Here is a 12,902-nt window from a genome sequence, read left to right on the forward strand (position 1 = left end):
TTTCCTTTATAGATTTTGTTTTATTAGTTGTTCAACTATTTCATTTGCTTTTTGTGGATTTGCTTGACCTTTAGTTTGCTTCATAACCATTCCTAAAAGGAATTTAGTTACTCTTTCAGGTCTTGTTGGATATTCTTTTAACATATCTTTATTAGAATCAATTAGAGACTGAACGATTTGCTTGATTTCTTCTGTGTTATCTAGTTGTTTAATATTATATTTTTCAATTAGTTCAGCAATAGTTAAGTCTTCGTTTTCTTTATAAACAACTAATTCTTTGGCTTGTTTTGATGATATTTGTTGTTTCGATTCAAGTTCCAGAATTTCTTCGATGTCTTCTGTTTTGATTTTAAGATTGTTTAGTCCTTTTTCTTTAATTAAAGGGACGATTTCTGAAAAGAAGAATTTTGTTGTTTTGAGTTTGTCGCTGAAGTTGATTGTTTCAAAGAATTGTAGTCACTCGAAGTTATTAACAAGTTGCTCGATGTAGTTTTCGGGCATGTTGTTTTGTCTGTATTCACTTTCTCACTCGAAAGGTAATTTTTCAATTTTAATTGAGTCAATGAAGTCTTGACTTAAGCGACTTACAGGGATGTTTGGTTCAGGGAAATATCTGTAATCAACAGCTCCTGTTTTTTCTCTCATGACAACATTTTTTTGTTGCTCGTCATCAAATCTTTTTGTTTGTTGGACTATTGCAATTCCATTGTCTAGTTTTTGTGTTTGTTCTTTAATTTCTAGCTCAATTGCTTTTTTAATATTTGAAATAGAGTTGATGTTTTTGATTTCTACTTTTGTTCCAAAAGGCTCTCCAGGTTTGTTTAGAGATAAATTGACATCAGCTCTTAGTGAACCTTGCTCAAGTTTTGCATCTGAAATATTTAGGTATTTTGCAATTTTAGCAATTGATTCAACGTATTTTCCAGCTTCTTCAGCACTTGTAATTACAGGATTTGTAACGATTTCGATTAAAGGAATTCCTGCGCGATTGTAGTCAATAAAAGTTCCTTCAGAGGTGTGAGTTTGCTTTGCTGTATCCTCTTCCATGTGAATTCTTTCGATTGAAATTTCTTTAATTTCTTTGTTAATTAAGAATCTAACAACCCCATTTTTCCCTATTGGACGGAATTGTTGAGTGATTTGGAATCCTTTTGGTAAATCAGGATAGAAATAGTTTTTTCTGTCAAAATGAATCTCGTGATCAATTTCCATCTCAAGAGCTTTTGCAAGCTTAATAGCTTTAACAACAGCTTGTTTGTTTGGGTTTGGAAGTGTTCCTGGATAAGCAATATCAATTAAGCTTACTTTTGTGTTCGGAGTTGCATCAAAGGTATTTTGAGCACTTGAAAACATTTTAGTTTTAGTATTTAGTTCTAAGTGAATTTCAATACCAATTACAACATTATATTTATTCATTATTTATCTAACTCCTTTAATAACTCTTCTACTCAAAGTGCAAATGATAGTAATTTTTGATCACTGTAGATTTTTGAGTCTAAAGTGATGTTGAATGGTAATTTTTCTTTTTGAGACTGACCTATTTTCATTGTTAAAGAAGGGTTTCCAGCTAGATTTGATGAAGTTAAAATAAAGTTCATAAATCCATGTGAAGTCTTATCATCAAAAACTGGAGCAACAGTAGGTGATGCTGGGAAAATTAATAAATCGTGTTCTGAGTGAATTTTGTCTAAATAGTTTTTGATTAGTCTTCTGATCTTTTGAGCTCTTAAAAAGAGTTCTTCTTGATTTTCTTTTTCTAAGAAAAATGAACCTAAAATTAGTCTTCTTTGCACCATTTTTCCAAATCCTTTAGATCTTGTATTTGTCATGATTTGATCTCAAGTTTCGCCTTCTTCTCTTTTACCAAAAGAAATTCCGTTTAAGTTTGATAAATTTGATGAAGCTTCTGAATAAGAAACAATATCATAAACGGGTTTTACAGAGTTTAAAAGATGACTGTCTGGTTCAATCATTACAACTTCAACACCTTCTTTTTTAAATAACTCAATTACTTCAAAGTATCTTTTTTCAACTTCAGGATCTAATAATTCTTTTCCTTTTATATCAAAAAAGGCAACTTTTTTAGGTTTTGTTTTTTGAACATTATTAATTTCAACATCAACTGAAGTTAAATCTTTTGAGTCTTTACCAAAAACTGCTTTAGCAACCTCTGAAACATCAAATACATTGTGAGCAAATCAAGAAACTGTATCTAAAGAAGAAGAATAAGCAAACATTCCATATCTTGAAACAGCTCCGTAACTTGGCTTAAATCCAACTTTTCCAACAAAAGATGCAGGAAGTCTAACTGAATCTCCTGTATCTGAACCTAATGCAAAAGAAATGTTATCTGTTAATGTTGCTGCAGATCCAGAAGAAGAACCACCGACTTTTCTTGTTAAGTCTAAAGGGTTTGCGATGTTTCCTCAATAAGAATAAATTCCTTCTCCTCCTAAAGCAAGCTCATCGTTATGAACTTTAGCAACTGCAACAGCTCCATTATTTAATAATTTTTGAACTACAGTCGCATTATAAGAAGGCTGAAAATCACTTAAAATTCTTGAAGATGCTTGTGTTTTTGCATCCTCTGTAGCAAAGACATCTTTGATTGTAAAAACAGCGTTTTTTAGATTTCCTTCTTGTGCTTCTTTTTTTTCGAAAATAAAGGAAACAGCGTTATTTTTGTCATTTTTTAGCTCTTCTAAAGCCTTATTAAAATCACCTAATTTAATCATTATTAATAACCCTTTCTAGCACCACAAAATCTTCATTTTTCTTAGGTGCATTTTTTAAGATAATTTCTTTATTTTCTGTATAATCTTCTGCTTCATCTTCTCTGAAATTAAAGTCCTGAATTTCAGAAAGTCTTGTTAAAGGTTCAACACCTTCCACATTGATTTGTTTAAAATCATCAAGCATTTTAAATATTTGATTCGCTTCTTTTTCTAATGAAGCAATAACTTCTTCTGTTGGAGTAAGTTTTAAAATTTTAGCTAATTCAATTATTTTTTCTCTTTTCATTTTTCTACCAATCTGGATAACTTATAAATTCTTGGTTATTTAAGTACTCTAAGTTACCACTTAATCCTTTAAATTGTAATCTGTGTGAGTGAAGGAAAACTCTGTGTGATTTTCTTCCTCCATATTTTTTGTCTCCTAAAATTGGATAACCAAGTTTAGAAAGACTAACTCTAATTTGATGTTTTCTTCCTGTGATCAGTTGGGCATATTTTTTACCATTTTCAGCAAAGAAAATGGTTTCAGCAAGCAATCCAGGTTTATCAACAACTTTCATTTTATGTTTCTCTTCGTTTTTGTCTAAAAAGAAGCTTACTTTCTGTTGTTTTTCTAAAACTATGTCAGATTTAAAAACATAAATTTTTTTGAAATTGCTTTGTTTTTCTTTCATTTCAACAAGACTTGAATAGTTTTTTGCATAAACCATAAGTCCTGAAGTTGATTTGTCTAAACGTCCAATGTGTGAAGGTACAAAGGAGTCTTTTTGTTTAAATTTTAGATATTTAAGAACTTGATCATCCAGTGAGTTTTCTTCGCTGTGAACAGCTACATTTTGCTTTTTATCAACGACTAAAACATTTTCATCTTCATAAATAACTTTGAAGTTGATTTCAGTTGCTTTGTGAACTGTTTCTTTTGATTTTATTGCTTCATCAACAATTCCATAAATAACAATTACATCACCTTTTTTAAGGCAATATTTTTTGTCATTTGTTCTTTGATTGTTAATTTTTATATCTTTTTTTCTAAAAAGTTTTTCAATTTTAGAAAGTGGTAAGTCAGGGAACATTTTTAATAAATACTTATAAATTGTTCTTCCTTCATCATTCAGTGTTGCTATTAATGTTTTCATATATTATAATTCTACTTTAAAGTTCGTTTTTTAATGTATTAAAAAAGAAAAAGCTTATTCGACTTGAGCTTCTTCTTTTGCTTCTCTTTCAATAATTTTATTGAATTCGCCTTTTATGTGGCAAGATCTACATCTTGCTTCGTATTCTTCGATGTCTCCTAATAATTTAAGAGATCTGCTGTTTCCTTTTCTAAAACTGGTTGTTGCAGCATTTTTACACTTTACACAAATAGCTTGCAGTTTAGTAACGTGTTCAGCCATTGCTAAAATTGAAGGCATAATACCAAAAGGTCTTCTTAAATAATCCATATCAAGCCCACTTACAATAACTCTTACACCGTCATCAGCAAGCTCACCAATTAGACCTAAAATATCTTTGCTAAAAAAGTGGATTTCATCAATCGCTACAGCTTTATAGTTTCCTTTTTCAAATAATTCTCTTATTTCATCAGCACTTGAAGCATTGTGAGTCGCAATTTTTGAACCTGAACGAGAAATAATCTCATTTTCAGAAAAACGGTTGTCAAAAACTGGTTTAATTACTAATGTTTTGATGTTTGCATATCCCAAGATTCTTATTCTTTTTAATAACTCATCGCTCTTTCCAGAAAACATTGGACCTGTTATTACTTCAATCATTCCTTCAGAAAATTTCTTATACATTTTTACTCCTTTTTATACTCTTTTTAGTGTTTAAAAACACACTCGGATTTTTTAGATCGAAGTGTATTTAGATTTATTAAAATTATTATATTTTAAAAAATAAAAATTGAAAATTATTTTTGAAATTATTTTCAATTTTCGCAAAAAATCGTTTTTTTCTCTTTTAATATTCACTTTTTGATTTTTGACGATTTTGTTCGATAGCTTTTTTAAGATTTAAAAAGAGAGAAATGATAGTCATTGGGCCAACTCCACCTGGAACAGGTGAAATCGCAGAAGCTTTATGCTTTACAGCTTCAAAATCAACATCTCCTGTTATTTTAGCATTGCTCAGTGTGTTTATTCCTACATCAATTACTACAGCTCCTTGTTTGATGTTTTCTGGTTTTACTAAATGTTTATGACCAGCAGCAACAACTAAAATATCAGCTTCTTCGGAGCCTTTAATTCCTGTGTGTTTATTAAAGCTTTTTGTGATAGCTCCTTGCTGTTTTAAAAGGAATTTTGTGGGTTTTCCGACTAAATTAGACTCACCAATAACATAAGCTTTTTTGTCTTTTATAGGCACATTATAGAACTTTAGTAACTCTATAACTCCAAGGGCGGTTGCTGGAGCAAAAGCGTCTTGATTTAAATAAAAAGCTTGCTGATTTTTTTGTGAGAGTCCATCAAGATCTTTTTCTAAAATAACACAATCAAGCACCTTTTGGGAATCTATGTGTTCTGGTAAAGGCAGCTGAACTATAATTCCATCACACTCTTTAGATTCTTGTTTAACAATGTTTTCTAGCTCGCTTTGAGTTATGTTTTGATTCAATTTTATGTGTTTTGATTCGATTGAGAGTTCGCTTGCTTTTTTAAGCTTGTTTGCAATGTATTTGTTTGAAGCAGGATTGTCTCCTACTTGAATAATTTTAAATAAGGCTTTTTTGTCTAATGATTCAAAGAAGGTCTTTAGTTTTTCGAAAATAAAGGCAGAAACCTTTTTTCCATCTATTAAAATAAAGTTGTTTTGCATAAAGAAAAAGAAAAGGTTCTTAGCCTTTTCTAAATTTACCTTCTTTGTTTTGAATCATTACGGATGTTGTGTTTTTTAAACTTCTAGCGTAGTCAATTGCTTCTTTTTGAGTTTTAAAAGTTTTTGTAACTTTGTCAGCATTAGCATTTTTTACTGCTCATTCTCCGTTGTGATTTACAACATATTTAATCATTTTGCCTCCTTATTTACTTTTTTAATAATTATATTATATTAAATTTTTAGTTATTTAGTTTATCAAGATACATTTTTAATTTTTCTTGATAGTTTTTTAGTTTGTCTTGTTCTTCTTTAACTTTAGCTTCTGGAGCTTTTTCAAGGAACTTTTTGTTTTCTAAAATTCCTTTAGCACGCTTGATTTCAAACTCTATTTTTGCAATTTCTTCTTTGATTTTTTGTTGTTCTTGATCTAAAAATTGCTGTGATAAGTTGATGTAGATCTCGAAGTTATCTGTTTTTAATAAAGAAACTTCGTTTGCAAAAACTTCGGCATTACACATGTTGTTGATGATGTCAATTGCTCTTTGATCAAGCTGTGAATTTTTCACAAAGTACTGTAATTTCTCTTTTTTAGAGATGTTGAATTTTTCTCTGTATTGTCTTAAGTTTTTAACAATTTCAATCACATCGTCAATGTATTTTGTTTCTGTGTATTGTTTTAAGACAAATCTTTTTGAGTCTAGTAATTCTTCATTGAATAGTTCTTCATATAAATAATCACTTAAGAAAGGAATGAATGGATGAAGAATAATTAAGAGTTTTTTGATTAACAGAAGTGCTTGTTGTTTGTTTGGTTCTGTTTTTGAAAGCTCAATGTATCATGAAGAGAAATCATCGAAAATAAATTTTTGAATTTCTTTATAAATTAAAGTAAATTCATATTTTTTCATGTATTTATTGATGTTTTTGTTTAATCAATAAAGTTTGTTTCAAATTCATTTTTCTCTGTCGCTTGCAGGTTTTGGTTCTGTATCTGGCAGATCATTAATGTATTTGATAATGTTTCAAAGTTTGTTGTTTAGAGATCATGAAGCTCTTAATTTTTCTTCTGAGAACTTAATGTCTTGACCTGGTGTTGAGTTAAAAATCAGTGCTTCTCTTAAAACATCAGAACCATACTGCTCAATAACTTCCATAGGATCGATTCCGTTTCCTAAAGATTTTGACATCTTGAGTCCGTTTTCATCTCTGATCAATCCATGCAGTAAAACCTGTTTAAAAGGTTTTTGTCCAAGTGTTTCAAGTCCAAAGAAATACATTCTAGCAACTCAGAAGAAAATGATGTCTCATCCAGTTACTAAAAGAGAGGTTGGATAGTATCTTTTTAGTTTTTGATCACTTTGAGGTCAACCTAAAAACACAAAAGGAGATAATCCAGAAGAGAATCAAGTGTCAAGAACGTCTTCATCTTGTACTCATCCTTCTCCAGGGGACTCGATTTGAACTTTCATTTGTCCATCTTTGTATCATGCAGGAATTCTGTGTCCTCATCATAACTGTCTTGAAATAGTTCAGTCATAAACATTTTCAATTCATCTTCTGATTACATTACGGAATCTTTTTGGAAAGAATTGAACAGCATCTTTTGATTTTAGGTGATCAAGTAAATTATTTGCTAAATGATCCATTTTAACAAATCATTGTTCAGACATTAAAATTTCAACAACTTCTCCACTTCTTTCTGAATAACCAACATTTGAAGTTATTGTTTCTGTTTTTAAAATGTAGCCTTCTTTTTGAAGTTTTTCAAACATTTTTTGTCTTGTTGTGAAACGATCTAATCCTTTGAATTCAAGGGCGTTTTCATTCATTGTTCCATCAGCATTTATAGACTCAATAATTTCGAGTCCATTTCTGTTAATGATCTCTATATCTTCTGTAGCGTGTGCTGAAACTTTCATAACTCCAGACCCAAAACTTTTGTCAATGTAGTTGTCTGTAATTACAGGGATTTTTTTCTTTGTAAAGGGATGAACAATGTTTTTAGAAACTAAATGACTGTATCTTTTGTCACTTGGATGAACTGCAACAGCAACGTCAGAAGCAATTGTTTCAATTCTTGTTGTAGCTACTGTTAAATACTCATTTGAGTTTTCAAAAGGATATTTAATGTAGTACATTTTTTGTTCTGTAGGTTTGTTAATAACCTCAATGTTTGAAAGAGCTGTTTTTTGTTTTGGATCTCAAGTAATTGCTTTTAGTCCTTTGTAAATTAGCCCTTTGTTATAAAAGTCAACAAAGACTTTTAGAACAGCTTCGTTTGCTTCTTTATCTAAAGTAAAACGCTCGTTTGAGTAATCGAGTGCAAGCCCTAAAGTTGCTCACTGTTTTTTGATGATTTGGTAATATTCATCTTTTCATTCTCAAACTTTTTCTAAAAACTTTTCACGTCCTAAATCATGTCTTGAAATTCCATCTTTTCTAAGTCTTTCTTCTACTTTTGTTTGAGTTGCAATTCCAGCATGATCAACAGCAGGTAAAAACAGAACATCATATCCTTTTAGCTTTTTGTATCTAATAATTACGTCTTGAATAAAACCATCTCAAGCATGCCCTAAATGGAGTTTTCCTGTTACATTAGGAGGCGGAAGAATAATTGTAAAAGGTTTTTTTCTGTTATCGTGTTCAGAAAAAAACTTTTTATCGATTCATTTTTGGTTTCTGTTTTTTTCTATTAGTTTATGATCTATTTTTTTATCCATTTTTTAGTCTCCTTTTCTTTTCTGTTAAGTCAATAATAATTGTGTCTTGGATTTCAATGAAGTTGGTTTCTTGAACTTCTTTTTCAACTTCTTTTCTTTGTTTAATTTTAGAAACAGCAAGCTCATTTTCTGAAAAATAAACAATTGAGTTGTTGATTTGAATATTTTTTCTAACGTTGTAAATTTCTTCGTAGTCCAGCAATGTAATTCTGTTTTTGTAGTCGCTGTTGAAATTTCCTGTTTCCATAAATTCTTTTGCATATTCAGATTCAAAAGACATTTTTTTGTTTGCAAAAGTCGATTCAAGAATTTTTCCTTTGTCAATAAAAATAATGTTGTTGACTGAAGAATTTATAGGTTTATTTGCAAAAAGAATTAAGCTGGTGTTTGGTGATTTTCATTTGATTAGTTCATCAATGTAACTGCCATCAAAAAGCGTTTTATCGAGATCAATTACTGCAATTGCTGGTTCATAAAGTTTAAGCTTCGCAATATCAATTTTGATTTTTTCAGCTTGTGTTAATTCTTTGTAAGGTTGCCATAGTTTTTCGTAGTGAATATTAATTTTTTCTAAAAAATTATACAGCTCATTTTTGATTATAATGTTCTTAATAATTTTATTGTCATCAAAGTCGCTTGTGTAAATAAATGAAATTGGGTGATAGATGGCATATGATTGTTTACTTAAAAACATCATTGTTTTAATTTTGGTTTTTAATGAGTCTGAAAGTACTATTTTTCCCTTTTTATCGCTTTCTAAAAGACCATAAATTGAGCGATCAATTTTAGTTATTTTGATGATATAAGAAATGATTTTTTGCTCTAGTTCATATAAATCAGTTTCTTTTGAGTTATCAATATCTATTTCTGAAGTTTTGTGTTCTTTGACTCAAATGTATTCAGCTTGCTTTTCTCAAAATTGATTAATTTTGATGTTTCTTTCTGTTTCATCAATTGCTTTTGAACCCTCGATTTTTTCTTTTTTAAGATGTGAAAGTTCTTTTTTGATTTTATTGATTAAACTTTTGGAAAGTTTGAGTTTTTCTTCATTGTCCTTTTTAATCTTTTGGATTGAAAAACGTTTTCCTTTAATTGATTCAAAAATAGAGATTTCATCGTGTCAAGTGTGTCTTTTTCCTCTTTTAAAATCAAAGAAAACACTGTGGAAAACTTGGTATTCAAAATCGATTAAAGCAAAATAAATAAGTCTTAATGAGTTAGCACTGATGTACTTAAAATTCCTTTTTTGAGATTTGAAAAAGCTGTAACTTTTTCTTTTTACTCAAGCATTGACTTTGGCTTTTGAATATTCTTCTTGGTTATGTTTTTTTGAAAGCATTTTTCTTTCAGCAACTGCATTTTTTCATTTATCTTTGAGTGTTTTTATTAGAGAATCAAAGATACCATTTGTGAGTGTTCCGTGTTTGAGAAAATCTTTTTGTTCTTGCAATTCTTTTTCTAATTTGTCTATTTTTTCCTGTCTAGAGAGAAAATTGATTTGGAATTCAGAAGTGTTACAGAAATTTTCAACTTCTTTTTTAGCTTCTGTATAGTTGCTTTTGAGATCTTGAATTCAACCTTCTTGTTTTCTGTATTTATTTTGGAATTCTAAATAAATATTAAGTTGTTTAATTTCATTGTTTGTAATGTTGTTGAGACTTTCGTTGAGGCTTTGAATTCTGAGATCTAAGTAAGAATCAATGAACTCAAGGTTTTTTGAACACTCGAAATTCGGACTTGAAATTTTTGCAAACTCTTCTAATCCTAAAAAAAGTTCATAAATTTCAATTTGTTTTTGATATTTAGAAAGGATATATTTTTGTTCTTCTTCTTTGATATAGAAGCTATATTCATCACTGACTTCTTTTCAGTCTTTTCTAAAATCGTTTACTAACTTAAAAATATGATCGTTTGTGTTGAAGGAATATTTTAGGACTTCAAAAAGAGTTTTATCATAGTAGTGTGTTTTGTATTTGTTTGAAAATACAGTTAAAACCTTTTCAGGAATAAAGAAATCTTTAGATTTTTTTTGTAATAAAGAATTTCCAACAACAATAGTTCCTGTGTATTTTTTGTTTTTGAAAACTAAAAGATCTCTAAAGGCTGATGAGATGTTTGGATTTGAAGAGTAAATTAATAAATCATCTCCTCTTTTTAGCTCAAAGGAGATGTTTTTTAGGTCATTATTAAACGATACATCTGTAAAACTTAAAATTGTCTTTTCATTCATCTTAACCTCTAATATCCATTTTTAGTTTTGTTTCTAACAATTGGAATAACAATTAAACTTGTAATATAAATAACAAATAAGTTTACTCAGATTTTAATTGGTGAGCTTATAAAGTGACTGATTAGGGCTGTTTCAAAGGTTGGAAAGACTCCAGATTGCACATCACCTTGAGAAAGAATAATACTTGCGATTGGTTCTAAAATAGCTGAAAACACAACGATTGAAATCATTGTAATAAATCTTTCTTTTTGTTGGAAGAAAGGAATAAATCTGATGACTGTAATAAAGAGCATCATTAACAGAGTTCCTGCAAGAACCATTGATAAAAATGCTACTTTTGTTTTAATAAATTTTGAGTGTGCAAAGGTTGATTGAGGAGCAGCCATAACAATTCCGATAACCACAGAAATAACAACAGCAAGCAGAACTAAACAGGTAATTCAAGTTGTGTTTAAAAGGTTTGTGTCTATCTTTTGAACAACAGTTCTTTTTAGTTTTCTTTCAAGGTTTTTGATTCTGAATTGAATTTTTCTTCTTTTTGATAAATTATCTTCAAGCATCAGTGCTTCTTTTTGTTTGATTAAAAGAATTGAAATTTCTTCTTGTTTTGCTGTAATTTTTTTTGTGTAGTTTTGCTCATTTCTTTTTTTGATGATGTCAAAAAATAACCAAGAAATAAGTCCTGGAATTAAACCTGTAACACTTAAAGCAAGTGTATATCAGGGAGAATAAGTTGAAGGAGCAAACTGGAAAGAAATTAAATCAGCTAACAATCCAGTTACAGCACCTATTATTGGACCAAAGATAAATCCTGTAATTTTAATTGGTAAACCTATGATAGAGAATCTGATTGTAGGAATAATTGCTAAAGGCACAAGTCTGATACCTAAAATTAGCATTATAGTAGCGATAGCTATAAACACAGCAACAAAAGCAATTTTCCTTGTATTTCATTTTCTCATAGTGTATATATTTTACTCCAAAGTGCTTTTTTTATAAAATAAAAAAATGCATATCAACATATGCATTTAGTTCTTAAACTTCTAGTCTTTTTTGTGCTTGTTATTTTTGAAACGTTTTTTAAATCTTGATCAAGCTGTTTCTTTGCTCATTTCTTCGTTAATTTCCTGTTTAGTTTGGTTTTTAAGATTTGAAATAGCAATTAATTCAGCCTCTTCAATAGTTGAAACATCTTCTTTTTTGATAACTTTTGAAACTTCTTGTTCAACAATAACTTGAGTATCAATTGTTCCGTATTTTTCAGCTTTAAATTTAATAATAGCTCAATAAACTACAGGAAGAATTACCGCTCCTGAGAATCAGTTACCTACTAAAGCGGGCATTGCGTTTACTAAAATTGCTTTTGAAGTTCAATTTAAGTATTCATACTCTGGAACTTTGTGATCTGAATGAATTTCAATAAAATCATTTAAAGTTGCTGTTCACTCAATTTTTCCAATTCCTGTTTTTAAAACTTCTACGTTTGAGTCAATTGACTTAATTTTTTCATATAATTCAGGCAAGTGTTTAAACGTTGATTCAAATTCACTTATTGAGTAGTGTTCTGTGTATTGAACGTCTTGGAATAGTCAACCAAAAGAGAAAATGATTAAGTTAGCAATAACGTGGTGAAAACCTGTTATTGTAAATAATCAAATAAAGAAGAAAACAATAATTAGTTTTCCTATAGCACTTTTAGTTGCTAATGTTGATCAAACTGTTCCAGCAACTATTAAGTTTGAAAGTAATGATGAGAATAAAATCTCATATCAGAAACTTGAAGTTTTTTTAGTAATTAAAAATTCAATTACTTTTAGTTGATCGTCTTTGAAAGCGTGAGCCAATCTTAACACGCAGGCAATAATTAAACCACCTACTAAGTTTCCTAAAAACACTATTCCTAGGTTTCTAAAAACTTTTCTTAATCTTGCTTTTCTGTCTAAAACAGCAAGCATCGCTAGAGTATCAGAAGTAAATAGTGACCCTCCAAGCGTTGTAATCATCATCAATCCAACTGGGAAGATTAATGATGCAGTAAATAGAGCACCTCCTGTTAAATAGAAGTCTCCATATTTTCTTAATTCGTCTGCACCAAATCATGAAAGTATATAAATATACGCAGCATACGCAATACCAACATAAACTGAAGCAAGAATTCCCATTAAAAAGATTTTTCATCAGATCATTTTGGTTTTTTGATAACCATATTCCAATGCATTTGAAAAATTACTTTTATAATCTTGCATATCTCCTCTTTAATAATTAGTAAAAAATGTTAAGTAACACGAATTTTGTCGCATTTCACAATTAGAAATGGAACTTGTTAATTAAATTGTAAAACAAAAAATTAAATTAACTAAAAAAATAGAGTAAAAAACTTTTTTACCCCCCCTTCGCCCC

11 protein-coding genes are annotated in these 12,902 nt (G+C 29.5%); all 11 read right to left on the reverse strand.

The window, feature by feature from the left end:
- Window positions 1-6: 6 nt before the first annotated feature.
- The 11 genes from gatB to JV122_RS03685 all read right to left on the reverse strand — a co-directional run bounded on the left by gatB (window position 7) and on the right by JV122_RS03685 (window position 12,748).
- The gene (gene gatB, locus JV122_RS03635) at window positions 7-1,416 is read right to left on the reverse strand and encodes an Asp-tRNA(Asn)/Glu-tRNA(Gln) amidotransferase subunit GatB (RefSeq protein WP_205843162.1); all 1,410 of its coding nucleotides are present in this window, start codon (window positions 1,414-1,416) and stop codon (window positions 7-9) included.
- Window positions 1,416-2,735 (reverse strand): amidase family protein, encoded by a 1,320-nt coding sequence (locus JV122_RS03640; RefSeq protein ID WP_205843163.1) that lies wholly within the window; start codon window positions 2,733-2,735, stop codon window positions 1,416-1,418. Before JV122_RS03640 ends, gatB begins: the two co-directional genes overlap by 1 nt.
- Complete coding sequence (locus JV122_RS03645; RefSeq protein WP_205843164.1) at window positions 2,728-3,021, reverse strand: Asp-tRNA(Asn)/Glu-tRNA(Gln) amidotransferase subunit GatC; 294 nt, start codon at window positions 3,019-3,021, stop codon at window positions 2,728-2,730. The genes JV122_RS03640 and JV122_RS03645 overlap by 8 nt, the downstream gene beginning before the upstream one ends.
- Before the next feature lie 4 nt (window positions 3,022-3,025).
- The gene (locus JV122_RS03650) at window positions 3,026-3,871 is read right to left on the reverse strand and encodes an RluA family pseudouridine synthase (protein WP_205843165.1); all 846 of its coding nucleotides are present in this window, start codon (window positions 3,869-3,871) and stop codon (window positions 3,026-3,028) included.
- 54 nt (window positions 3,872-3,925) lie between these two features.
- Complete coding sequence (locus tag JV122_RS03655; RefSeq protein ID WP_205843166.1) at window positions 3,926-4,534, reverse strand: thymidine kinase; 609 nt, start codon at window positions 4,532-4,534, stop codon at window positions 3,926-3,928.
- A 163-nt stretch (window positions 4,535-4,697) separates the two neighbouring features.
- The gene (locus tag JV122_RS03660) at window positions 4,698-5,552 is read right to left on the reverse strand and encodes a bifunctional 5,10-methylenetetrahydrofolate dehydrogenase/5,10-methenyltetrahydrofolate cyclohydrolase (protein ID WP_205843167.1); all 855 of its coding nucleotides are present in this window, start codon (window positions 5,550-5,552) and stop codon (window positions 4,698-4,700) included.
- Between the two features lie 19 nt (window positions 5,553-5,571).
- Window positions 5,572-5,745, reverse strand: coding sequence for a DUF2188 domain-containing protein (locus JV122_RS03665; protein ID WP_205843168.1), 174 nt, complete (start codon window positions 5,743-5,745; stop codon window positions 5,572-5,574).
- A gap of 46 nt (window positions 5,746-5,791) precedes the next feature.
- The gene (locus tag JV122_RS03670) at window positions 5,792-8,272 is read right to left on the reverse strand and encodes a valine--tRNA ligase (protein ID WP_205843169.1); all 2,481 of its coding nucleotides are present in this window, start codon (window positions 8,270-8,272) and stop codon (window positions 5,792-5,794) included.
- On the reverse strand, window positions 8,265-10,502 hold the full coding sequence (locus tag JV122_RS03675) for a hypothetical protein (protein WP_205843170.1): 2,238 nt from the start codon (window positions 10,500-10,502) through the stop codon (window positions 8,265-8,267). Before JV122_RS03675 ends, JV122_RS03670 begins: the two co-directional genes overlap by 8 nt.
- Before the next feature lie 8 nt (window positions 10,503-10,510).
- Window positions 10,511-11,464, reverse strand: coding sequence for an ECF transporter S component (locus tag JV122_RS03680; protein WP_205843171.1), 954 nt, complete (start codon window positions 11,462-11,464; stop codon window positions 10,511-10,513).
- An 81-nt stretch (window positions 11,465-11,545) separates the two neighbouring features.
- Complete coding sequence (locus JV122_RS03685) at window positions 11,546-12,748, reverse strand: formate/nitrite transporter family protein (protein ID WP_205843172.1); 1,203 nt, start codon at window positions 12,746-12,748, stop codon at window positions 11,546-11,548.
- Window positions 12,749-12,902: the final 154 nt, after the last annotated feature.

Origin of the sequence: Mycoplasma procyoni (assembly GCF_017052595.1) — a bacterium.
Lineage (GTDB): Bacteria > Bacillota_I > Bacilli_A > Mycoplasmatales > Metamycoplasmataceae > Mesomycoplasma_A > Mesomycoplasma_A procyoni.